The sequence below is a fragment of the Streptomyces barkulensis genome (genome assembly GCF_002843305.1).
Lineage (GTDB): Bacteria > Actinomycetota > Actinomycetes > Streptomycetales > Streptomycetaceae > Streptomyces > Streptomyces barkulensis.
This window is the reverse complement of sequence record NZ_PGSG01000029.1, coordinates 76587-98272: the sequence shown is the minus strand read 5'-3', so window position 1 is coordinate 98272 and position 21686 is coordinate 76587. Positions and strand designations below refer to the sequence as shown.

Below are 21686 nucleotides of genomic sequence, written 5' to 3'. Positions count from 1 at the left end.
CGGCTCAGGCCGCGCAGTCGCGGCAGATGGGGTGGCCGTTCTTCTCCGCCGCCAGCTGCGAGCGGTGGTGGACCAGGAAGCAGCTCATGCAGGTGAACTCGTCGGCCTGCCGGGGCAGCACCCGCACGGACAGCTCCTCGTTGGAGAGATCCGCTCCGGGCAGCTCCAGGCCCTCGGCCTGCTCGAACTCGTCGACGTCGACGGTCGAGGCGGACTTGTCGTTCCGCCGGGCCTTCAGTTCCTCGATGCTGTCCTCGTTGACGTCGTCATCGGTCTTGCGTGGAGTGTCGTAATCGGTCGCCATGTCGCTCTCCCCCTCTGGGTGTCTGTGGTGTCTCCAGCGCACGTAACGCGCGAGAGGCCGGACTTGTGCCCGACCTGAGGCGGAGATTTTGCCTCACATCAAGCCCTGTTACTCAATCGACACCCAACCGCGCCCCTGATGGGGTGACCGAGTCGGCCGTCGACCGAGGGCCCGGGACGGCCCTCGTGTCCACTTTGCGCGTACCGCCTCCCCTCTTTTCCACGATCACGACCTGCGAAAACATGGATTTTCCGGCATTTTTCGACAGGCCTTGGGGGGCTGTACGCGCGTGATTGAAAAATCGCGTGTGTGATCGATCACAACCGGGGCGAACCATGGAGGAATTCCCGGATTTCGCCCCATAACACCGGGCGTGGCGAGGGTATTCCATGATCGCCTCTCCGTCCCGTCCGGCCCGTCCGCCCCTCCCGTCCGGCGGGGACGTCAGATGGGGAGTGTGACCCGCACCACCAGCCCGCCCTCCTCACGCGGCCGGGCCGTGACCGCCCCGCCGTGGGCGCGCACCACCGACCGCACGATCGACAGGCCCAGGCCGACCCCCTTGTCGCTGCCGGTGCGCTCGGTGCGCAGCCTGCGGAAGGGCTCGAAGAGATTGTCCACCTCGTACGCCGGGACCACCGGGCCGGTGTTCTCCACCACCAGCACCGCCTGCCCCGGCTGGGCCCGGGTGTCCACCGAGACCCAGCCGTCACCGGGCACGTTGTAGCGCACGGCGTTCTGCACCAGATTGAGCGCGACCCGCTCCAGCAGCACCCCGCTGCCCTGCACATACGCGGGCTGGCGCACGCCCCGCAGCTCCACGCCCCCCTCCTCGGCCTCTCCGCGCGCCTGCTCCACGGCCTGGGAGGCGACCTCGGCCAGGTCCACGGGCTTGCGGTCCACGATCTCGTTCTCGCTGCGGGCCAGCAGCAGCAGGCCCTCCACCAACTGCTCGCTGCGCTCGTTCGTGGCGAGCAGCGTCTTGCCGAGCTGGACCAGCTCCGGGGATGCGCCGGGATCGGAGAGCTGGACCTCCAGCAGGGTGCGGTTGATCGCCAGCGGGGTGCGCAACTCGTGCGAGGCGTTGGCGACGAACCGCTGCTGGGCGGTGAAGGCCCGGTCCAGCCGGTCCAGCATCTGGTCGAAGGTGTCGGCCAGCTCCTTGAGCTCGTCGTCCGGTCCGTCCAGCTCGATGCGGCGGTGCAGGTCGGAACCGGCGACCCGCTGGGCGGTGCGCGTGATGCGCTCCAGTGGCGAGAGCACCCGGCCGGCCATGACGTAGCCGAAGGCGAAGGCGGCCACGGCCAGGCCCAGCAGGGCCATCAGGGAACGGTTGAGCAGGGCCTCCAGGGCCACCTGCCGCTGGTTCTCCATGCACTGCTGGACCGCGGCGGTCAGCTCCTGGGGGGTCAGCTCCCCGCCGTCCGCCCGGCTGGGCAGGCTGCAGACGGCGTCGGTGGTCTGGTCCCGCACGCCGATGATCTGGAAGGGCAGATGGCTGCCGTCCTTCAGCGCCTGGGCCGCCAGCAGGTAGATGATCGCCAGCAGCACCATCCCGGCGATCAGGAACATCCCGCCGTACAGCAGGGTCAGGCGTATGCGGATGGTGGGCCGCAGCCAGGGGTGTGAGCGGCCCGGCTGGAAGGGGTCCCAGGTGGGCTTGGGCGGGGTCGCCGGGGGCTGGGGCGGAGAGCCGGGGGTACCGGGCGTGCTGGGTGTCATGAGGGGCTCAGATGCGGTATCCGGAGCCGGGCACGGTGACGATCACCGGCGGCTCGCCTAGCTTGCGGCGCAGGGTCATCACGGTGACCCGTACGACGTTGGTGAACGGGTCGGTGTTCTCGTCCCATGCCTTCTCCAGGAGCTGCTCGGCGGAGACCACCGATCCCTCGCCCCGCATGAGCACTTCCAGCACCGCGAACTCCTTGGGGGCCAGCTGCACCTGCCGGCCGTCGCGGAAGACCTCGCGGCGGTTGGGGTCCAGCCGGATGCCGGCGCGCTCCAGCACCGGCGGCAGGGGCGCGGTGCTGCGGCGGCCGAGCGCCCGTACCCGGGCGGTCAGCTCGCTGAAGGCGAAGGGCTTGGGCAGGTAGTCGTCCGCGCCCAGCTCCAGGCCCTCCACCCGGTCGCTGACGTCGCCGGAGGCGGTGAGCATCAGCACCCGGGTCGGCAGGCCCAGCCGGATGATCTCGCGGCACACGTCGTCGCCGTGGACCAGTGGCAGGTCGCGGTCGAGCACCACCACGTCGTAGTCGTTGACCCCGACGCGCTCAAGGGCCGCGGCGCCGTCGTAGACCACGTCGACGGCCATGGCCTCCCGGCGCAGTCCGGTGGCCACGGCATCGGCGAGCAGTTGCTCGTCCTCGACGACGAGTACGCGCACGGGCGGTGTCCTTCCTTCGGTTCACGGTGCTTCGCGGGGCTTCACAGGACAAGGGGCCGTCCGGGCCGTCGGGGAACGGCGCGGGAGCGGCTCCGAGCCGGGCCGCACCCCGTCCTGTTCCATCATGTCCATCGTGCCCGCGACCTCAGTAAACGGGCCGTAAGGGACTTCCGTCGCAGCCGTTCACCGAATTTTCGTCCTTCTTGAGGTTTCTCTGAGGTTTGAGATGGGGAGGACGGCAGTACACCCGCGATCACGCCCTGTAGACGGCATGCCACGACCCCTCTTCCCAGCCCCGGAAGAGCCGTCGGCCGACCGCTCGGGGAACACACCGTGATCGCCCCACCCCCGGCACACCCCCGTGCCGACGACCCACGACGAGGGGGCGCACCATGGACGCGTTCACCGCAGGCATTCTGCAGCGCATACGGACCACGGAGTCCGACCTGATCCGCGCTCGTGAGTCGGGCGACGACTTCCTGGTGGACGTCGAGCAGGCCGAGCTCGAGGATCTGCGCCGTCTGGCCGCCGAGTACGGAGTGGAGGTCGGCGTCACCAGCGCCTGACCGGCATCACACACCGGCGCCCCGGGGGGAAGAACCTCCCGGGGCGCCGCCGTGCGGGGCGCACGAGGGGCCGGTGCCCCTACTGCCCGGACCGGAGCCGTTCACTCGTGCCAGGCGCCCAGTTCCTCCAGCAGCGGCTGGAGCGCGCCGAAGACCCCGGGCGAGGCGGCCACCGTCAGCTCGCCCGTCGGCGGGGAGCCGGGCCGTCCGCCGGTGAGGGCGCCCGCCTCGCGGGCGACCAGATCGCCCGCGGCGAAGTCCCATGGATGCAGCCCGCGCTCGTAGAAGCCGTCCAGCCGCCCGCCGCCCACGTCGCAAAGGTCGATGGCCGCCGAGCCGGAGCGGCGGATGTCGCGGACCCTCGGCAGCAGGCGGCGGGCCACCTCCGCCTGGGCCCGGCGGCGCTCGGCGACGTAGTTGAAGCCGGTGCCGATCAGTGCCTGCTCCAGCGGCGGCGAGGGGCGGCAGCGCACGCGCTTCCCGTTCAGCCAGGCGCCCCCGCCCAGCACCGCGTGGTACGTCTCGCCGCGCGGCGGGACGTGGACCACGCCGACGACCGTCTCGCCCCGGTGCTCGGCGGCGATCGAGACGGCCCAGGCGGGCTGTCCGTAGAGGTAGTTCACGGTGCCGTCGATCGGGTCGATCACCCAGCGCACCCCGCTGTCTCCCTCCGAGGAGGCCCCCTCCTCCCCCAGGAAGCCGTCCCCGGGACGGTGGTCGGCCAGAAAGCCGGTGATCAGCTTCTCGGAGGCCAGGTCCATCTCGGTGACGACGTCGACGGGGCTGCTCTTGGTCGCGGCCACCCCCAGGTCGGCGGGGCGTCCCTCGCTCAGCAGCGCGCCCGCCCGGCGGGCGGCCTCCATCGCGAGGCCCAGAAGCTCCCTGTTGAGCGGATCCGCCACGGCGGCGGTCGCGCGGTCGGTCTCCGCTCCGGTCCCGGCAGGGCTGCCGGCGGGGGGCCCGGTGGGGCTTGCGGCGTCGGTCACGGCTCTCCTCGGCGGTGTCGTGCGGGAATCAGGCGGGTGTCGGACGGGCGCCGGTACGGCGTCAGGCGTACGGGCTGTCGGCGCCCGCGGCGGCGGGCTTCGGCGTACGGGCCGGGCAGCAGCCCACCGGGCACACGTCGTGGCCGGCGCCCAGCGCGCCCAGCGCGCAGCGCTCGGGGTGCTCGCCGCGCTCGGCGGCGGCGCGCTCGGTCACCAGGTCGCGCACGGCCGCGGCGAAGCGCGGGTCGGCGCCGACGGTGGCCGACCGCACCGCCGGCAGGCCCAGTTCCCCCGCCTTGGCCATCGCCTCGGTGTCGAGGTCGTACAGGACCTCCATGTGGTCCGAGACGAAACCGATGGGGACCATCACCGCGGCCGGCACGCCCTGCCCGTGCAGCGCCTCCAGGTGGTCGCAGACGTCCGGCTCCAGCCAGGGGATGTGGGGGGCGCCGCTGCGGGACTGGTAGACCAGTTCCCAGGGCCTGTCCACACCGGTCTCCTCGCGCACCGCGCCGGCGATCACCCGCGCCACGTCCAGGTGCTGGGCGACGTACGCGCCGCCGTCGGGCCCGGATGTCTCGGCCTGGGAGAGGGGGATGGAGTGGGTGGTGAAGACCAGGTGCGCCCCCGCGCGGACCTCCCCGGGCAGTTCGGCGAGGGCGGCCAGCACCCCGTCGGTCATGGGGCGGACGAAGCCGGGGTGGTTGAAGTAGTGCCGCAGCTTGTCCACCCGCGGCGCCCTCAGGCCCTCGGCCTCGAGGGCGGCCAGGGCCTCCGCGAGGTTCTCCCGGTACTGGCGGCAGCCGGAGTACGAGGCGTACGCGCTGGTGGCCAGCACCAGGATCCGACGGCGGCCGTCGGACACCATCTCGCGGAGGGTGTCGGTCAGGTACGGCGCCCAGTTCCGGTTGCCCCAGTAGACGGGCAGGTCCAGTCCGTTCGCGGCGAAGTCCTCGCGCAGGGCGGCGAGCAGCTCGCGGTTCTGGGCGTTGATCGGGCTGACGCCGCCGAACAGGTAGTAGTGCTGCCCGACCTCCTCCAGCCGCTCCCTCGGAATGCCTCTCCCGCGGGTGACGTTCTCCAGGAACGGCACCACGTCGTCGGGCCCCTCCGGTCCTCCGAAGGACAGCAGCAGCAGGGCGTCGTAGGGGCGGGCGTCAGTTGCGTCGGACATGTCTCGATCCTGCCATCCGGCCGCGGGGTCCACCGCCCGGACCCGCGGTGGGTCCAAAACGGCCTCGCGTGAGTATGATCCCCCTCCGACCGGTGGGGTCCACCGCCCGCGCGGTACGCCAGCCATGGGGAGGGCCGTCAGCGATGACCACGCACACAGCACGGCGTACGGGGCGGCCCGCACCGCCGACGTGGCGCAACTGGGCGGGCAACGCGACCGCCCGTCCGCTGCGGACCTCGGCGCCCTCCACCACCGATGCGCTCGCCGAGGTGGTGCGCCGCGCCGCCGAGGACGGACTGACGGTCAAGGCCGCCGGCACCGGGCACTCGTTCACGCCCGTGGCCGCCACCGAGGGCGTGCTGATACGCCCCGACCGCCTCACCGGCATCCGCCGGATCGACCACGGGGCCGGGACGGTGACGGTGGCCGCCGGAACACCGCTGAAGCGGCTCAACGAGGCGCTGGCGGCCGAGGGGCTGTCCCTGACCAACATGGGCGACATCATGGAGCAGACCGTCTCCGGCGCGGTCGGCACCGGCACCCACGGCACCGGCCGCGACTCCGGCTCGCTCGCCGCCCAGATCCGCGCCCTGGAGATGGTCCTGGCCGACGGATCGGTCCTGCGGTGCTCGGCGGGCGAGGCGGGTGAGAACCCGGACGTCTTCGCGGCGGCCCGCATCGGCCTGGGGGCGCTGGGTGTGATCACCGAGATCACCTTCGCCGTGGAGCCGCTGTTCCTGCTGACCGCACGCGAGGAGCCCATGCGCCTGGAGGCGGTGCTGGAGGACTTCGACCATCTGGTGCGCGACAACGAGCACTTCGAGTTCTACTGGTTCCCGCACACCGACCGCTGCGTCACCAAGCGCAACAACCGCAGCGGCGGCCCGGCCGAGCCGCTGCCGCGCCTGAGCGGCTGGCTGGAGGACGAACTCCTGTCCAACGGCGTCTTCCAGGCCGCCTGCTCGGTGGGCCGGGCCTTTCCCGCCGCCGTCCCCGGCATCGCGCGGCTCGCCGGCCGGGCCCTGTCGGCCCGCACATACACCGACATCCCCTACAAGGTGTTCACCTCGCCGCGCCGGGTGCGCTTCGTGGAGATGGAGTACGCCCTGCCGCGGGAGGCCGCGGTGGAGGCGCTGCGCGAACTGCGTGCGGTGGTCGACCGTTCGGGACTGCGGGTGAACTTCCCCGTCGAGGTGCGCGTCGCGCCCGCCGACGACATCACGCTGTCCACGGCCTCGGGCCGCGACACCGCCTACATCGCGGTGCACGTGTACCGGGGCACCCCGCACGAGCGGTACTTCACGGCCGCCGAACAGATCATGGTCGCGCACGGCGGGCGCCCCCACTGGGGGAAGCTGCACAGCCGCGACGCCGGGTACCTGGCCGAGGTCTACCCGCGCTTCGCGGAGTTCACCGCGCTGCGCGACCGCCTCGACCCGGACCGGGTGTTCGGCAACGACCATCTGCGGCGGGTACTGGGCGACTGATCCGGGCGCCGGCCCGCCGCCGTCAGCCCGCCGCCCCGGCCGTCCCCCTACCGGACCGGGTCGCACGTATCTTCCCCTCCGCCCCCGCTAGGCGGTTTCCGGCCAAGGTGGTGGTTCCGTTTCGGCGGATTCCGTGAAGATCCACACCTTCGATGCCGTCTTTTTACGGCCGGCGCGGTGTTCAACTCCCCGGCGCTGTGAGAACTTGGGCGGCGTGCCGATCCAACGGCGTGGCCCCAATGGAGTAGTGTGGCGAGCCCTGACCCCGGCCCCGGTCAGCCGGTACCACGGACAGTCACCACCCCGGTCACTTTCCGTGGTCAACAGGCAACCGTGCCACAGTGGCGGATCAGGGCGCGGGCCCGACACGCCGGGCAGGTCGGCAAGGTTGTGGCAGGCTGCGCCCGGGCACGTCACACTCGTCCAGCGGGAGCAGCGACGCACGTGACGTCGGCAGGCACCACCCGGGAGGTTCCCATGCCCGAACTGCGTGTCGTGGCCGTCAGCAACGACGGCACACGGCTGGTGCTCAAGGCTGCCGACAACACGGAGTACACACTTCCGATCGACGAGCGGCTGCGCGCCGCCGTCCGCAACGACCGCGCCAGGCTCGGCCAGATCGAGATCGAGGTCGAGAGCCATCTGCGCCCCCGCGACATCCAGGCCCGCATACGGGCCGGAGCCACCGCCGAGGAGGTCGCCCAGCTCGCCGGCATCCCCGTGGACCGGGTACGGCGGTTCGAGGGGCCGGTGCTCGCCGAGCGCGCGTTCATGGCCGAGCGGGCCCGCAAGACACCGGTGCGCCGCCCCGGCGAGAGCACCGGCCCGCAGCTCGGCGAGGCCGTGGCCGAGCGGCTGATGCTGCGCGGCGCCGACAAGGACACGGTGCAGTGGGACTCCTGGCGCCGGGACGACGGCACCTGGGAGGTGCTGCTCGTCTACCGGGTGGCCGGCGAGCCGCACTCGGCGAGCTGGACGTACGATCCGCCGCGGCGGTTGGTGCAGGCCGTGGACGACGAGGCGCGGGCGCTGATCGGCGAGAGCGACGACACCCCCGAGCCGAGCTTCCCGTTCGTGCCGCGCATCGCGCGGCTGCCGCGCGACCGCTTCGACCGGACGGAGCGTTCCGACGCCTCCGAGTCCGATCCGCCGGAGGCCGCGGACCAGGACGGGGGTGTCGAGCGGGACTCGCTGACCAGCCTGCTGGAGGCGGTGCCCAGCTTCCGGGGCGATCTGGTGGTGCCGGAGCAGTCCCCCTCTCCCGACGGCACGCCGGAGGACGAGACCGAGGAGCCGGAGGCGGTGGAGCCGCCCGCTCCCGCGGCGAGCGCGGGGGCGGCCTACGCCGATGTGCTCATGCCGCGCTCGGTGGCGGGCCACCGCGACCGGCTCACGGGCAGCACCGACCGCCAGGCCGAGGCGGACGGCGTCCGCCCGGGCCGCCGTGCGGCGGTCCCCAGCTGGGACGAGATCGTCTTCGGCACGCGCCGCAAGAAACAGGAGTAGGCCGAAGGGCGGCGGGGCCGGGCCCCGCCGCCCTTCGGCGTGTGCGGCGGCCCGCCCCTCAGCCCGGCTCGGGGCCCGTGGCCACCGGGCGGGCGGGGTCGGCGGACCACTGCGACCAGGAGCCCGGATACAGCGCGGCGTCGATGCCGGCGACCGCCAGCGCCAGGATCTCGTGGGCCGCGGAGACCCCAGAGCCGCAGTAGACGCCGACCTCGGTGTCCGCGTCGATGCCCAGTGCGGCGAAGCGGGCGGCCAGTTCGGCGGCGGGCCGGAAAGCGCCGGGGGCACTGCCGGAAGCGTCCCAGGAGGCGCTTCGGGTGGTGTTCTCGGTGGTGGGCGCCGACACCGCGCCCGGGATGTGTCCGGCGACGCGGTCGATCGGCTCGACCTCGCCGCGGTAGCGCTCGCCCGAGCGGGCGTCGAGCAGCACCCCGGTGCGGGCCAGGGCCGCCGCGCCGTCGGCGTCGAGCACGGGAAGCGAGCCCGGCCGGGGTGTGAAGTCGCCCTCGGGCGGCCGTGGCACCTCCCCGGTCAGCGGGCCCTCCCAGGCCGCGAGACCGCCGTCCAGCACCCGTACGTCCTCGTGGCCGGTCCAGCGCAGCAGCCACCAGGCGCGGGCGGCGGCCCATCCGCGGCCGCCGTCGTAGACCACCACCGGGTGCCCCTGGCGGACCCCGGCCCGGCGCATGGCCGCCCCGAACACCTGTGGATCCGGGAGCGGGTGACGCCCCGTCCCCTCCCCCACCGGACCGGCCAGCTCGGTCTCCAGGTCGACGTACACGGCTCCGGGCAGGTGCGCCGCCTCGTAGTCCGGGCGCCGGGAGGGCCCGGTCAGCTCCCAGCGGACATCGAGCAGCGTGGGCGGGGTATGCGGTGAGGAAGGCGAACCGGTGAGTTCGCGCGCGAGTTGAGTAGGGGAGACGATGACTGCCATGGCCGTATCTTCGCGCGGCCGTTCCCGTATGTCCTCGCCTCCGCCCGGCGCGGTCCGCCCGTGTCGGCGTGCGGAGCGGGGGCTTTGGGCGAGATGTCCGCCGTTCTCCCCGGAGGGCCGCCTCGCCCTCCTCACGGGCCGGACGGCCCCGTGCGCGGCATGGGCGCCGGATGAGACCATGGCCACCGACAGTGCACGGAAGATCACCGGACGACCGCATCGACGACGGTCCCGAGGAGAGAAGTGAACAGATGACCGAGGCAGTGGCACGACACGCTCCGGGCACGCCCTCCTGGCTGAGTCTGCTGGCCCACGACCCGGCGGCGAGCCAGGAGTTCTACCACGAGTTGTTCGGCTGGGACTACCGGCAGGGCCCGGGGCCGGGGTCGGCCGGCCCGCACTTCCGCGCGCTGCTCGACGGCAGTGAGGTCGCGTGCATCGGCCAGATGCCGCGGGGGCGGCAGTGCCTGCCCGCCTGGCTGCCGTATCTGTCCGCCGACGACGCCGACAAGGCCGCGGAGCTGGTCCGGCTGTGCGGCGGCACGGTCGGGGTGGGGCCGCTGGACATGGAGGGGACGATGCGCGTGGCCATCGCGGCGGACCCGGCCGGGGCCTCCTTCGGGATACGGCAGACGGACACACGGCCCGGGGCCCGTATGGGCGGCGGCCCGGGCACGGTGGTGTGGAACGAACTGATCACCCACCGGGCGTCGGCGGTCGAGAAGTTCTACCAGACGGTGTTCGGTCTGGAGGCCGAGCCCGCCGGGGAGCACCCGGGTGCGGGCGGTTCCGGCGGCGCGGACGCGGAGCCGGACCGTCTCACCCTGACGGCGCACGGCCGGATCGTCGGCGGCATCCACGGCATCGGCGACGGGCTGCCGCACGACCGCGGCTCGCACTGGCTGATGTACGTCGAGGTGGCCGACACCGACGCGGCGGCGCGCCGGGTGACCGAGCTGGGCGGGCGCGTCCTGCTGCCGCCGCACGACACGCCGTCCGGGCGGGCGGCGCGGGTCGCCGACCGCGAGGGCGCGCCCTTCGCGGTGATCCACACGGGTCGCCGGGGCTCGTGAGGGCTCTTGCGGGAAGCGCCCCGTGAGGGGTGCTCAGCCGCGGTGCAGGGCGGGGGCGTCCGCACCGTCCACGGGCAGTACGTCCGGGGACAACGCCCCCGCCCGGGCCGTGGCGGCGGTGAGCCGGCGCCGGTGGTGGCGCCGGCACAGCACCTCGTAGCCGACGTCCTCCCCCGCGGCGCTCCGCTCGCCGGCGACGTCCCCGACGACGACCTGGGCGCCTTCGACGACCATCCGGCCGCCGACCGTGCGGGCGTTGTGGGTGGCGCGTGCGCCGCACCAGCACAGCGCCTCGACCTGGAGGGACTCGATCCGGTCGGCCAGCTCGATCAGCCGCTGCGAGCCGGGGAAGAGCCTGGTGCGGAAGTCGGTGGTGATGCCGAAGGCGAAGACGTCGATGCCCAGGTCGTCGACGACACAGGCGAGTTGGTCGACCTGCCCGGGGTCGAGGAACTGCGCCTCGTCCGCGATCACGTAGTCCGTGCGCCCGCCGGAGGTCAGGTGCCGCACCAGATGGGCGTGGAAGTCGAAGCCCTCGCCCGCCTCCACGGCCTCGGTGACCAGACCGAGCCTTGAGGAGAGCCGTCCCTCCCCCGCCCGGTCGTTGCGGGTGAAGATCATCCCCGACAGTCCCCGCGCCGAGCGGTTGTGCTGGATCTGGAGTGCGAGGGTGCTCTTCCCGCAGTCCATCGTTCCGGCGAAGAAGACCAGTTCGGGCATGGGGAGGCGGAACCTTTCGGCGGTCGGCGGTCGGCGTTGGGGGGGGCGGGCGGTGCGAGCGACAAACCGGTGCGCGCGGCCGCGGACGGATCCAGCAGGTCCGGCGGCGCCGGGCTAGGTGCGGACTTCCAGCAGGGGGACCAGTTGCTCGGCGGGGGTCATCGAGCCGTGCATGCCGATCAGTTCGGACTCGTTGGGCTCGGTCTCGGTGGCGACGACGGCGGCCGTGTCGCTCATCGCGGCCACCACGTCGCCGATCCGACCGCGCACCCGGTCGTCGACACGTGGCCCGAACCAGCCCAGTTCGATCGCCTCGTCCCGGGTGGCCACCCACGCCCGGTCCGCCAGGACCTCGCGCCAGACGGCGTGGACGTCCCCGGTCGCGCCGGGCACGGCGTACAGGTGGCGGGCCCGGCCCTCGCCTCCCAGCCGTGCGACGCCCGCGCGCAGTTCCCAGTCGTGGTCGAAGTCGTAGCGGGCGTCCGGATCCCGCGGGACGTCCACCATGCCGTGGTCGGCGGTGACGTAGAGCGCGGAGCGCGGCGGGAGCTGCTCGGCCAGGCGCTGGGCGAGGCGGTCGACGTACATCAGCTGGCCGCGCCAGGCGTCGGAGTCCACGCCGTGGCGGTGGCCGCTGCCGTCGAGTTCGGCGTAGTACGTGTAGACCAGCGTGCGGCCGGCCGAGCCCAGCCGCTCGGCGGCGAGGTCCATGCGGTCCTCGGCCGACAGCCGGCCGAGGAAGGAGCCTCCCGACAGGGCGATCTTCGTGAGCGGGGTGTGCTCGAAGTGCGGGGCGGTGACCTGGCAGGTGGCGACGCCGGCGGCGTCGGCGAGCCGGAAGACGGTGGGATACGGCTGCCACTGGTACGGGTCGGTCCACGGCTGCCAGCGCAGCTGGTTCATCAGCTCGCCGGTGGCCGGGTCGAGCACGGTGTAGCCGGGCAGTCCGTGGGCGCCGGGCACCTGGCCGGTGCCCACGGAGGCGAGCGAGGTGGCGGTGGTGGAGGGGAAGCCCGCGGTGAGGGGCCGCCCGGTGCCGCCGCGGGAGCCGGCCAGCAGGGAGGCCAGGAAGGGGGCCTCGCCGGGATGGGCGGCCAGCAGCTCCCAGCCCATGCCGTCCACCAGGAAGACGCACACCCGGTCGGCGGGCTCCAGCTCCAGGCCCGAGGACAGTCCGGGCACCCCCTGCCCGGCGGCGACGGCGGGCAGCAGATCGGCCAGCGAGGCGTCGCCGTAGCGCGGCACGGGCGCGGTGCGCGGATCCAGCGGGGCCGGTTCGTGGGCGGCCGGACCGTGCGGGAGGGACTGGACCATCAGCGGGCGCCGGCGGTCGCCGTGGTGGCCTCGGACAGCGCCTGCGCGAAGGTGAGCGCCTGGCGGACGGTGTCCGGTCCGTCGCCCGCCTCGCTGACGCGCAGCGAGAGGTCGTCGGCGGTCAGGGAGCCGGTGTAGCCGTGGTCGGCCTCGCAGTTGGGGTCGCCGCAGTTGGCGGGCTCCATGTCGAGGCGGGAGACGGCGCCCCAGCCGATGGTGAGGACGACCTCGCGCGGCAGGGTGCCGGGGGTGTACGACTCGGGGTTGGCGACGACGCGGCTGAGGACGACCGAGGAGATCCGCTCCAGCTTCACCGACTCGGTGGAGGTGGTGGCGTACGGCGAGGGGGATGTGCCGTCGGCGGGCTGCTCGTCGGTGTGGCTGACGATGAACCGGGTGTCGGTGAGCACCAGCACCGTGACGTGGCGGCGGACCTCGTTGGAGTCGAAGGTCGTCTCCTGGTGGACCACGTACGAGGAGACGGGCTCGCCGCCCACGGCGGACTCGACCGCCTCGGCCACGAGAGCCGGGTAGTAGCCGCTGCGCTCGATGGCCGTGCGCAGCCCCTGGGTCGTCGTACCGGTCTTCGCCATGCGGCCCATCCTACGGGGACCGGGCGGCTCAGTACGCGGGCAGGCGGCGGGGGCCGAGGTCGGCCCAGGCCGGATGGGCCGTGCCGAAGGGCGCGGGCGGCTCGGCGACGCGGACGGCCGCGTCCAGGACGGTCAGCCCGCGGGCGGCGACGACCACCGGTTCCAGGTCGACGGAGACCACCTCGGGATGGTCCTCGACCAGCCGGGAGACGCGCAGCAGCAGCTCCTCCAGGGCACCGGTGTCCACCGGCTGGGCGCCGCGCCAGCCGAACAGCACGGGCGCGGAGCGGATGGAGCGGACCAGTCCGGCCGCGTCCCGGTCGGTGACGGGGACGAGCCGGTGGGCGACGTCGCCCAGCAGTTCCGAGGGCGGGCCGGCCAGTCCGAAGGAGAGCACCGCGCCGATGGCGGGGTCGACGGTGGCCTTCACCGCGGTGTCCACGCCGCGGGGCGCCATGGCCTGGATGACGGGCCGCAACTCGGCGGGCTCGCCCAGCTGTTCGGTCATCCTGGCGTAGGCGCGCCGCAGTCCGGCCTCGCTGCCGATGTCCAGCCGTACGCCTCCCAGATCGGAGCGGTGGCGCAGATGGGGGGCGGTGGTCTTCAGGGCCACGGGATAGCCCAGCCTCTTCGCGGCGGCGCGGGCCGCGCGGGCGTCGGGCGCGGGCAGGACTGGCTGCACCGACACGCCGTAGTGGCCCAGCAGTTCGGCCGTCTCCTCACCGCTCAGAGGGGTACTGCGGAGCGTGCCGCGGTCCGGTTCGCGCACCCGGGTCAGCAGGGCGGCGGCGGAAGCCTCGTCGATGTCGTCGTACTCGGGCACCCGGCCGGGGTCGGCCGCCTCCCGCCGCCACTGCGCGTAGCGGACAGCCTCCGACAGGGCGTCCACGGCGCGCTCGGGGGCGGGGTAGGCGGGCAGGCGGTGCTCGGCGAGGGCGGCGTCCAGGCCCTCGATGGCCAGATGGACCACGACCACCGGTTTGGCCGGGGCGCTCGCGGCTTCCGCGCCGCCGCGGCCGCCGTCCTCACCACCGCCCGCGCCGCCGGTCGCGCCGCCGTCCGGCTCGCGCAGCGCCCGGGCCAGCGCCTCGGCCAGCAGGGTCGCGTCCCCCGCGCCGTGGCTGCCGTCCACCCAGGGGATGGCGGTGACCACGACGGCGTCGGTGGCCGGGTCGGCGAGGGTGGCGGCCAGGGCCCGCCGGAAGTCCTCGGGGCCGGCCTCGGTGGTCAGGTCGGTGACGGGCTGCGGGCGCAGGCCCCGGGCCAGGCAGGCGTCGTAGGTGAGCAGGCACAACGACTCGGCGTTGCCCAGGATGCCCACCCGCGGGCCGGCGGGCAGCGGCTGGGTGGCCAGCAGCACGCCGGCGTCGACGAGTTCGGTGACGGTGTCGACGCGGATGACCCCGGCCTGCCGCAGCAGCGAGGAGACCGTGGCGTCGGGTGTGCGGCCGGCCGGGACGGCGTGGCCGGGCGGCGGGGCGCTGGCGTTGTGGCGGGCGCCCTTGACCACGACGATCGGCTTGCGGGCGGCGGTGCGCCGGGCCAGGCGGTTGAACTTCCTGGGGTTGCCGAAGGACTCCAGGTACATCAGGACGACGTCGGTGTCGGGGTCGTCATCCCAGTACTGGAGCACGTCGTTGCCGGAGACGTCGGCGCGGTTGCCGGCCGAGACGAAGGTGGAGACGCCGCCGGCCCCCCGGCCGCGGCGGTGCAGTCCGGCGAGCACGGCGATGCCGATGGCCCCGGACTGGGTGAACAGCCCGATGCGGCCGCGCTCGGGCGTCTCGGGCGACAGGGTGGCGTTGAGCCGGACCTCCGGGGCGGTGTTGATCAGTCCGAAGGCGTTGGGCCCGATGATGCGCATCCCGTACGAGCGGGCCTGCCGCACCAGTTCGCGCTGCGCGTCGCGGCCGAAGTCGGCGGAGAGGACGACCAGCCCCTGCACGCCCCGCCCGCCGCACTCGTCGACCACCCCGGGCACCTCCCCGGCGGGGACGGCGACGACGGCGAGGTCGACGGGTTCGGGGATGTCGCGCACCGAGCGGTGGGCGGGCACCGAGTCGATCTCGGCGCGTCCCTCCTCCAGCGCGCGGTTGACGGCGTGGACGCGGCCGGTGAAACCGGCCGCGCGCAGGCTCTCCAGGACGGTGCGCCCGGCCCCGCCCGGGTTACGGCTGGCGCCGATGACGGCGACCACGCCGGGGGACAGCAGCCGCTGCACGGACCGGGCCTCGGCACGCTGCTCGCGGGCCCGCATGACCGCCAGGGACTGCTCGGTCGGTTCGATGCCGAAGGTGAGGTGGACCGCGCCGTCCTCGAAGCTGCGCTTCTGGGAGTAGCCGGCGTCCGTGAAGACCTTGACCATCTTGGTGTTGGCGGGCAGGACCTCGGCGACGAAGCGGCGCACCCCGCGCTCGCGGGCGCAGGCGGCGATGTGCTCCAGCAGGGCGGAGCCGACCCCGCGGCCCTGGTGGTCGTCGCGGACGAGGAAGGCGACCTCGGCCTCGTCGGCGGGCAGGGAGGCGGGGCGGCCGGTGGCGTCTATGCGGTCGTAGCGGACGGTGGCGATGAACTCGTCGCCGACGATGGCGGCCAGGCCGACCCGGTCGACGTAGTCGTGGTGGGTGAAGCGGCGTACGTCGCGGTCGGAGAGCCGGGGGTAGGGGGCGAAGAAGCGGTAGTACTTCGACTGGTCGGAGACCTGCTCGTAGAAGCCGACCAGGCGCTCGGCGTCGTCGGGCGTGATGGGGCGGACCCGGGCCGTACCGCCGTCGCGCAGTACCACATCGGCTTCCCAGTGGGCGGGGTAGGCAGGCTCGCTCGACGTCCGCATGGGGGTCAGCCTAGTCACCGGGCCCTGGATCGCGGAGGTGTCGTCTCCCCTTTCCGGGGACCCGCCTGTGCGAAGCTGGGCTGGACCGCGGACACGCGGCCCGGTCCCGGCCGGACCCGAACCGGCCGGCACCGCTCCGGCCCGCTCCGGCCCGCTCCGATCCGCTCCGTTTCGACCCGATCCGATCCGTTTCGATTCGAAGGGCAACACCATGGCAGAGCGCCGTGTCACCGTCGGCTGGCCCGAGGGCCTTCACGCCCGCCCCGCCGCGGTCTTCGTCCGCGCCGCGACCGCCTCGGGCGTCCCCGTCACCGTGGCCAGGCCGGGCGGCGAACCGGTCAACGCCGCATCGATGCTCTCGGTGCTGGGGCTGGGGGTGGAGGGCGGCCAGGAGATCGTGCTGGCCTCCGCGGCCGAGGACGCCGACGCCGCCCTGGACCGGCTGGCGAAGCTGGTCTCCGAGGGGCTGGACGAACTGCCCGGAGCCGTCTGAGCCGCACGGTCCGGCGAGCCGGCCGCCGTCCGGGCCCGCATGCGGCGCTGGATACGGGCCCGGCGCGGAAACGCGACGGAAATCACCGGCGGGCAACCACCGGCAAAGACTGCGGGGCGAACCGCTCCGCAGCCTTTCCCGCACCCAGTGCATTCCAGGTGCGCATTCCCCGTGTATTCCCCTCCTGTGTACACAATTCCTGTTACGAATTGTCACACGGCGTGTTTACGGTGTGTTTCCTTCTTCTCACCGGGCCTTTCCGGCGGCCGCCGCACGGCCACCGGCCGCTGCTCGCGGCGCACCGCGACGGAGCGTTCCACGTGCTCGCTCGCCAGGGCGCGGGCCCGTTCCGCGTCGCCGCGCGCGACGGCGTCCACGATGGCGCCGTGCTCACGCCACACGGCGACCGCCCGCAGCGGCGGTTCCGCGGCGTACACCCAGGTGATCTTGCGGCGCAGCTGTGTGAGCAGTGAGGCCAGACTGGGGCTGCCCGACGCCCGGGCCAGCGTCTCGTGGTACCAGTCCTCCAGGGCTCTCAGGTCGGACAGCCTGCCGCTCTCCGCCCGCTGCAGCCCCAGGCGGACCAGTCCGCGCAGAACCCTCAGCTGCGCCTCGGTGCGGCGCCGGGCGGCCCGCGCGGTACCCAGCGGCTCCAGCAGGGCGCGGATGTCGAGCAGGTCGGCGGCCTCCTGCTCGGTGGGCCGGGCGACGCAGGCGCCCGCGTGGCGGCGGGAGACGACGAAGCCCTCCGACTCCAGGGTCCGCAGAGCCTCGCGCACCGGGACGCGCGAGACGCCGTAGCGTCTGGCGAGGAGTTCCTCGGTGAGCCGGGCCCCGGGCGGGAAAACACCGAGGACGATATCGTCACGGACCGCGCTGCACACCATGTGCGCGGAAATGCGCATGGGCCGACCTCCGCCGCCGTCTCCATGTTTCCCGAAGTGCCGCAGGTTCGAACTGTATTCCACCGGCACGCGTTTTCCGATGCCCGCCGGAAAACAGACGTGAAAACATCCGCCGCACGACCCTCACGGGTCGTGCGGCGGATGCCGGTGTATGACGGGCACGGCGGCCCGGCGCCCTGCGGGCGGGGTCCGTCAGACGTCGACGCCCTTGCCGGCCAGGTAGGTGATCGGGTTGAAGTCCGAGCCGTAGTAGGCGCCGTTGCGGGCCTCGAAGTGCAGGTGCGGGCCGGTGCTGTTGCCGGTGGAGCCGACCGCGCCGATCCGCTGGCCGCCGTCGACCTTCTGGCCTGCCGAGACCTTCGTGGCGGACAGGTGGGCGTACTGGGTGTACTTGCCGTCGTCATGGCGGATGACGATCTGGTTGCCGTACGCGCCGCCCCAGCCGACCGTCACCACGGTGCCCGGGCCGACGGACCGCACCGGGGTGCCGGTGTTGGCGGGGAAGTCGATGCCGCTGTGCTTGCCGGAGGACCAGGAGGCCCCGGCCTGCTTGTAGGTGGTGGTGGTGTCCACGCCCGCGACCGGGTCGACGTAGCCGGTGGCCGAACGGCGCTCGGCGGAACGGTCGGCGCGCTCGTTCGCGCGCTTCTCCTGGGCGGCCTCACGCTTCTCGGCGGCCTCACGCTCCTGGGCGGCCTCACGCTTCTCGGCGGCCTTCTCGGCCTCGCGCTCCTCGGCGGCCTTCTCCTCGGCGGCGTCGGCGACGCGCTGCTGGGCCTGCGCCTGGGCCCTGACGTCGTCGGCGATCGTGTCGCCGACGGCCATGGCCTGGACGAAGCCCAGGGCGTAGGTCCCCGACCCCTCGTCCGGAGCGGCGATCGCGGGAGTGGCGGCGGCGCCGACCACACCGGTGACGGTCAGGGCGGCGGCTCCGGCCAGGCCGACGCGGGTGCGCACGGAGCGGCTGGAGAGGTGGTGCTTCTCGGTGAGGCTCTCGGTGAGCCCGGTGAGCTTTCCGGTCAGCTTCTCGGCGAGCTGCGCGGTGGCACGGGTGAACGCCATGGGTGGCGTACTCCTTTCCTTCCTTCTCGCCTACCGGGTTAGCTGTCGGGTTCGGAGCAGGAAGGTCTCCTACGGGCGCACGGCCCGATTCACCCCAGGTGCCTCGGGAGAGGACCGCTCCCGCGTGTGAAGGGCGGGAGGTTGGGTCCCCGGCTCCCCCGCTCGGGGGACTCGGCGATCACTGCCGTCGGCCGCGGTCGCGGTCACTTCTGACGGCCAGCGAGATCGACGCTAAACGGACAAAATTGAGCGAGCAAGCAAATAGCGCCTTTTGTAGGCCATGCCACACGAGCCGCCCACCGGAATAGCCCAAAACCGGACATACGGAAGGCCCTTGGTATGGCAACCCCACCAAGGGCCTTCCGCTGCGCGGCCGCCGCGAGGCGGCCGGGGATCACTGGTCCGTGACGACCGTCACCTCTCCGATGCCCAGATCCCGCACCGTGTCGGCGATCTGTGAGGCGTCTCCCACCAGCACCGTCACCAGACGGTCCACGGGGAAGGCGGCCACGGCCGCCGCCGTCGCCTCCACCGTGCCGGTCTCGGCGAGGCGGGCGTACAGTTTCGCCTGGTAGTCGTCGGGGAGGTGCTGTTCCACCTGGTCGGCGAGGGTGCCGGCGACGGCCGCCGCCGTCTCGTAGCGCAGCGGGGCCACCCCCACCAGGTTCTGCACGGCCGTGTCGCGCTCGGCGTCGGTGAGGCCCTCCTCCGCCAGGGTGCGCAGCACGCGCCACAGGTCCTCCAGTGCGGGACCCGTCACATCGGTGGCCACCGAGCCGTTGATCGCCAGCATCGAGGCGCCGGCCCCCTCGGGGGAGGAACGCATCACCTGGGCGAAGGCCCGTACGCCGTAGGTGTAGCCCTTCTCCTCGCGCAGCACCCGGTCCAGGCGGGATGTGAGCGTGCCGCCCAGGCAGTACGTGCCCAGCACCTGGGCGGGCCAGACCCGGTCGTGCCGGTCGGGGCCGATCCGGCCGATGAGCATTTGGGTCTGCACCGATCCGGGCCGGTCCACGACGATCACCCGGCCGGTGTCGTCCGCGGTGATCGGCGGGACCGGGCGGGGCCCGGCGGCCGCGCCCTTCCAGTCACCCAGGGTCTCGGCCAGCGCCTTGTCCAGGTCCACCCCGGTGAAGTCGCCGACCACCACGGCCGTGGCCGTCGAGGGCCGCACATGCTCCGCGTAGAAGGCGCGCACCGCCTCGGCGTCGATGTTCCTGATGGTCTCCTCGGCCCCCTGGCGGGGACGCGAGAGCCGGGAATCGGCCGGGAACAGCTCCTTCGACAGCGCGATGGCCGCCCGGCGGGCGGGATTGGCCAGCTCGTGCGGGATCTCGTCCAGGCGGTTGCGCACCAGCCGCTCGACCTCGCCCTCGGGGAAGGCGGGGGCGCGCAGCGCGTCGGCGAGCAGGCCCAGCGCCCTGGTCAGCCGGGAGGCCGGGACCTCCAGGGAGACCCGTACGCCGGGGTGGTCGGCGTGCGCGTCCAGGGTGGCTCCGCACCGCTCCAGCTCGGCGGCGAACTCCTCGGCGCTGTGCCGGTCGGTGCCCTCGCTCAGCGCCCGGGCCATGATCCCGGCCACGCCCTCCCGGTCACGGGGCTCGGCCTCCAGCGGCGCGACGAGGTTGACCTCGACGGCCACGACCTTCTGGCCGGGGCGGTGGCAGCGCAGCACTGTCAGCCCGTTGGGCAGCTCACCGCGCTCGGGAGCGGGGAACGCCCACGGCCTGGGCTCGCCGCCGCGGGGCTGGGGGTGGAACTCCATCGACATTCCGTTCTGGGCCGTGGCGTCGCTCACTGAGCGGCCTCCTGGTCGTGGTCGTCGGCGGTGCCGGTCTCGGAAACGGTGGCGCCCTCGGAGACGTCGGCCGCGGTGTCGGGAGCGGTCGCCTGGGTGGGCTCGTAGATCAGCACCGCCCGGTTGTCGGGGCGCAGCCGGGCCGCGGCCACCTCGCGCACCTCGTCGGCGGTGATCTGGAGCACGCGTTCCACCGCGGTCAGGGCGAGCTGGGGGTCGCCGAACAGCACCGCGTAGCGGCACAGCTCGTCGGCGCGGCCGCCGACCGTGGCCAGCCGGTCCAGCCACTCACGCTCCAGCAGCGCCTGGGCGCGCTCCATCTCCGCCGGGGTCGGCCCCTCCTGCGCGAAGCGGGCCAGCTCCTCGTCGACCGCCCGCTCGATGTCGGGGATCTCGGCGTCGCCGGAGGCCTTCACGTCCAGCCACCCCATCGAGGGCGCCCCCGCCAGCCGCAGCATGCCGAAACCGGCGGTGACGGCGGTGCGGTCGCGGCGGACCAGGCGGGTGTTCAGACGGGAGGACTCGCCGCCGCCGAGGACCGTCAGCGCCAGGTCGGCGGCGTCCGCCTCACGGGTGCCGTCGTGCGGCAGCCGGTAGGCGGCCATCATCGCCCGGGAGGGCACCTCCTCGTGGAGGACCTGCTTGACCTCCTCGCCGATGACCTCCGGCAGGGAGCCGTCGCGCGGCGGCCGCTTGCCCTCGTGGGAGGGGATGGAGCCGAAGTACTTCTCGGCCCAGGCGAGCGTGCGCTCCGGATCGATGTCGCCGACGACCGCCAGCACGGCGTTGTTCGGCGCGTAGTAGGTGCGGAAGAAGTCCCGCGCGTCCTCCAGGGAGGCGGCGTCCAGATCGGCCATGGAGCCGATCGGGGTGTGGTGGTACGGGTGGCCCTCGGGGTAGACCATCGCCGTCAGCTTCTCGAACGCCGTGCCGTAGGGCACGTTGTCGTACCGCTGGCGGCGCTCGTTCTTCACCACGTCGCGCTGGTTCTCCATGGACTCCTCGTCCAGGGCGGCCAGCAGCGACCCCATGCGGTCGGCCTCCAGCCACAGCGCCAGCTCCAGCTGGTGGGCGGGCATCGTCTCGAAGTAGTTGGTGCGCTCGAAGCTGGTGGTGCCGTTGAGCGAGCCGCCCGCCCCCTGCACCAGCTCGAAGTGACCGTTCCCCTTCACCTGTGCCGATCCCTGGAACATCAGGTGCTCGAAGAGGTGTGCCAGACCCGTGCGCCCGGCGACCTCGTGGCGCGATCCGACGTCGTACCAGAGGCAGACCGCGGCGACCGGTGTCTGATGGTCCTCGGAGAGCACTACTCGCAGGCCGTTGGCCAGCCGGTGCTCGGTCGCCGTCAGACCGCCGGTGGTGGGCGGGGGAGAGGCCGTGTGAGCCATGGGCAGGGAGTCCCTTCGATCGCGATCGCGGACCGCGTTCTCACAACGCGTGTGTGGTCACTGTATGCAAGCGGCCGGACAAAGCGCGAAGTTCCCGTACGGTTCGGGGCGGGGACCGGACTGTCGGTGCCGAGGTCCACAATGGTGCCCGTCCGCCCCCTGCCCCC

General features: G+C 73.3%; 19 protein-coding genes and 1 riboswitch. Of the genes, 5 read left to right on the top strand and 14 right to left on the bottom strand.

Annotated elements, in window-relative coordinates; all coding sequences use genetic code 11:
- Window positions 1-4: 4 nt before the first annotated feature.
- From CUT83_RS07165 to CUT83_RS07155, 3 genes are all read right to left on the bottom strand, one after another.
- Window positions 5-304, bottom strand: coding sequence for a DUF4193 domain-containing protein (locus tag CUT83_RS07165; RefSeq protein ID WP_093662716.1), 300 nt, complete (start codon window positions 302-304; stop codon window positions 5-7).
- 444 nt (window positions 305-748) lie between these two features.
- Window positions 749-2026, bottom strand: coding sequence for a sensor histidine kinase (locus CUT83_RS07160; RefSeq protein ID WP_101255040.1), 1278 nt, complete (start codon window positions 2024-2026; stop codon window positions 749-751).
- A 7-nt stretch (window positions 2027-2033) separates the two neighbouring features.
- Window positions 2034-2687 carry a response regulator transcription factor gene (locus tag CUT83_RS07155; protein WP_101255039.1) on the bottom strand — a complete coding sequence of 218 codons (654 nt, stop codon included), beginning with the start codon at window positions 2685-2687 and terminating at the stop codon, window positions 2034-2036.
- Window positions 2688-3079: 392 nt separating this feature from the next.
- Between CUT83_RS07155 and CUT83_RS30275 the strand changes: the two genes are divergently transcribed.
- Entirely contained in the window at window positions 3080-3253 is a 174-nt protein-coding gene (locus CUT83_RS30275) for a hypothetical protein (protein WP_165869606.1), read from the top strand.
- Between the two features lie 101 nt (window positions 3254-3354).
- On the opposite strand, the gene CUT83_RS07150 is transcribed toward CUT83_RS30275, so the two are convergent.
- Window positions 3355-4116, bottom strand: a complete 762-nt coding sequence (locus tag CUT83_RS07150; protein WP_240958327.1) for an inositol monophosphatase family protein — start codon at window positions 4114-4116, stop codon at window positions 3355-3357.
- Between the two features lie 184 nt (window positions 4117-4300).
- Window positions 4301-5413, bottom strand: coding sequence for a ferrochelatase (locus CUT83_RS07145; RefSeq protein ID WP_101255038.1), 1113 nt, complete (start codon window positions 5411-5413; stop codon window positions 4301-4303).
- A 143-nt stretch (window positions 5414-5556) separates the two neighbouring features.
- Here CUT83_RS07145 and CUT83_RS07140 point away from each other — a divergent pair, with 143 nt between their 5' ends.
- Together CUT83_RS07140 and sepH are read left to right on the top strand one after the other, a co-directional pair.
- A complete protein-coding gene (locus CUT83_RS07140; RefSeq protein WP_101255037.1) occupies window positions 5557-6900 on the top strand; it encodes a D-arabinono-1,4-lactone oxidase in 1344 nt (447 codons plus the stop codon).
- A gap of 444 nt (window positions 6901-7344) precedes the next feature.
- Window positions 7345-8406 carry a septation protein SepH gene (gene sepH, locus CUT83_RS07135; protein ID WP_101255036.1) on the top strand — a complete coding sequence of 354 codons (1062 nt, stop codon included), beginning with the start codon at window positions 7345-7347 and terminating at the stop codon, window positions 8404-8406.
- 58 nt (window positions 8407-8464) lie between these two features.
- Here the strand turns inward: sepH and CUT83_RS07130 are convergent, their stop codons facing one another.
- Window positions 8465-9340 (bottom strand): sulfurtransferase, encoded by an 876-nt coding sequence (locus CUT83_RS07130; protein ID WP_101255035.1) that lies wholly within the window; start codon window positions 9338-9340, stop codon window positions 8465-8467.
- A gap of 251 nt (window positions 9341-9591) precedes the next feature.
- Here CUT83_RS07130 and CUT83_RS07125 point away from each other — a divergent pair, with 251 nt between their 5' ends.
- Window positions 9592-10413, top strand: coding sequence for a VOC family protein (locus CUT83_RS07125; protein WP_101255034.1), 822 nt, complete (start codon window positions 9592-9594; stop codon window positions 10411-10413).
- 33 nt (window positions 10414-10446) lie between these two features.
- On the opposite strand, the gene CUT83_RS07120 is transcribed toward CUT83_RS07125, so the two are convergent.
- From CUT83_RS07120 to CUT83_RS07105, 4 genes are all read right to left on the bottom strand, one after another.
- On the bottom strand, window positions 10447-11133 hold the full coding sequence (locus tag CUT83_RS07120; protein ID WP_101255033.1) for a thymidine kinase: 687 nt from the start codon (window positions 11131-11133) through the stop codon (window positions 10447-10449).
- A 114-nt stretch (window positions 11134-11247) separates the two neighbouring features.
- Complete coding sequence (locus CUT83_RS07115; protein WP_101255032.1) at window positions 11248-12447, bottom strand: alkaline phosphatase family protein; 1200 nt, start codon at window positions 12445-12447, stop codon at window positions 11248-11250.
- Window positions 12447-13040: a DUF5998 family protein gene (locus tag CUT83_RS07110; protein WP_101255031.1), complete on the bottom strand. Its 594-nt coding sequence runs from the start codon at window positions 13038-13040 to the stop codon at window positions 12447-12449. The genes CUT83_RS07115 and CUT83_RS07110 overlap by 1 nt, the downstream gene beginning before the upstream one ends.
- A gap of 28 nt (window positions 13041-13068) precedes the next feature.
- Window positions 13069-15873 (bottom strand): bifunctional acetate--CoA ligase family protein/GNAT family N-acetyltransferase, encoded by a 2805-nt coding sequence (locus CUT83_RS07105; RefSeq protein ID WP_101255030.1) that lies wholly within the window; start codon window positions 15871-15873, stop codon window positions 13069-13071.
- A 211-nt stretch (window positions 15874-16084) separates the two neighbouring features.
- Between CUT83_RS07105 and CUT83_RS07100 the strand changes: the two genes are divergently transcribed.
- Complete coding sequence (locus CUT83_RS07100) at window positions 16085-16366, top strand: HPr family phosphocarrier protein (protein ID WP_093851246.1); 282 nt, start codon at window positions 16085-16087, stop codon at window positions 16364-16366.
- A gap of 212 nt (window positions 16367-16578) precedes the next feature.
- On the opposite strand, the gene CUT83_RS07095 is transcribed toward CUT83_RS07100, so the two are convergent.
- The 4 genes from CUT83_RS07095 to CUT83_RS07080 form a co-directional block, all read right to left on the bottom strand.
- Entirely contained in the window at window positions 16579-17271 is a 693-nt protein-coding gene (locus CUT83_RS07095) for a GntR family transcriptional regulator (RefSeq protein WP_101255029.1), read from the bottom strand.
- Between the two features lie 192 nt (window positions 17272-17463).
- Window positions 17464-18333: a M23 family metallopeptidase gene (locus tag CUT83_RS07090; protein ID WP_101255028.1), complete on the bottom strand. Its 870-nt coding sequence runs from the start codon at window positions 18331-18333 to the stop codon at window positions 17464-17466.
- A 13-nt stretch (window positions 18334-18346) separates the two neighbouring features.
- A riboswitch (cyclic di-AMP (ydaO/yuaA leader) is annotated at window positions 18347-18520 on the bottom strand.
- Window positions 18521-18727: 207 nt separating this feature from the next.
- A complete protein-coding gene (locus tag CUT83_RS07085; RefSeq protein WP_101255096.1) occupies window positions 18728-20104 on the bottom strand; it encodes a M16 family metallopeptidase in 1377 nt (458 codons plus the stop codon).
- Window positions 20105-20127: 23 nt separating this feature from the next.
- On the bottom strand, window positions 20128-21519 hold the full coding sequence (locus tag CUT83_RS07080; RefSeq protein ID WP_101255027.1) for a M16 family metallopeptidase: 1392 nt from the start codon (window positions 21517-21519) through the stop codon (window positions 20128-20130).
- Window positions 21520-21686: the final 167 nt, after the last annotated feature.

Bases quoted from the DNA above. Each gene is read 5' to 3' on its own strand.
- CUT83_RS07165 (WP_093662716.1), bottom strand. From the start codon at position 304: ATGGCGACCGATTACGACACTCCACGCAAGACCGATGACGACGTCAAC.
- CUT83_RS07160 (WP_101255040.1), bottom strand. From the start codon at position 2,026: ATGACACCCAGCACGCCCGGTACCCCCGGCTCTCCGCCCCAGCCCCCG.
- CUT83_RS30275 (WP_165869606.1), top strand. From the start codon at position 3,080: ATGGACGCGTTCACCGCAGGCATTCTGCAGCGCATACGGACCACGGAG.
- CUT83_RS07150 (WP_240958327.1), bottom strand. From the start codon at position 4,116: ATGGAGGCCGCCCGCCGGGCGGGCGCGCTGCTGAGCGAGGGACGCCCC.
- CUT83_RS07145 (WP_101255038.1), bottom strand. From the start codon at position 5,413: ATGTCCGACGCAACTGACGCCCGCCCCTACGACGCCCTGCTGCTGCTG.
- CUT83_RS07140 (WP_101255037.1), top strand. From the start codon at position 5,557: ATGACCACGCACACAGCACGGCGTACGGGGCGGCCCGCACCGCCGACG.
- CUT83_RS07130 (WP_101255035.1), bottom strand. From the start codon at position 9,340: ATGGCAGTCATCGTCTCCCCTACTCAACTCGCGCGCGAACTCACCGGT.
- CUT83_RS07125 (WP_101255034.1), top strand. From the start codon at position 9,592: ATGACCGAGGCAGTGGCACGACACGCTCCGGGCACGCCCTCCTGGCTG.
- CUT83_RS07120 (WP_101255033.1), bottom strand. From the start codon at position 11,133: ATGCCCGAACTGGTCTTCTTCGCCGGAACGATGGACTGCGGGAAGAGC.
- CUT83_RS07115 (WP_101255032.1), bottom strand. From the start codon at position 12,447: ATGGTCCAGTCCCTCCCGCACGGTCCGGCCGCCCACGAACCGGCCCCG.
- CUT83_RS07110 (WP_101255031.1), bottom strand. From the start codon at position 13,040: ATGGCGAAGACCGGTACGACGACCCAGGGGCTGCGCACGGCCATCGAG.
- CUT83_RS07105 (WP_101255030.1), bottom strand. From the start codon at position 15,873: ATGCGGACGTCGAGCGAGCCTGCCTACCCCGCCCACTGGGAAGCCGAT.
- CUT83_RS07100 (WP_093851246.1), top strand. From the start codon at position 16,085: ATGGCAGAGCGCCGTGTCACCGTCGGCTGGCCCGAGGGCCTTCACGCC.
- CUT83_RS07095 (WP_101255029.1), bottom strand. From the start codon at position 17,271: ATGCGCATTTCCGCGCACATGGTGTGCAGCGCGGTCCGTGACGATATC.
- CUT83_RS07090 (WP_101255028.1), bottom strand. From the start codon at position 18,333: ATGGCGTTCACCCGTGCCACCGCGCAGCTCGCCGAGAAGCTGACCGGA.
- CUT83_RS07085 (WP_101255096.1), bottom strand. From the start codon at position 20,104: ATGTCGATGGAGTTCCACCCCCAGCCCCGCGGCGGCGAGCCCAGGCCG.
- CUT83_RS07080 (WP_101255027.1), bottom strand. From the start codon at position 21,519: ATGGCTCACACGGCCTCTCCCCCGCCCACCACCGGCGGTCTGACGGCG.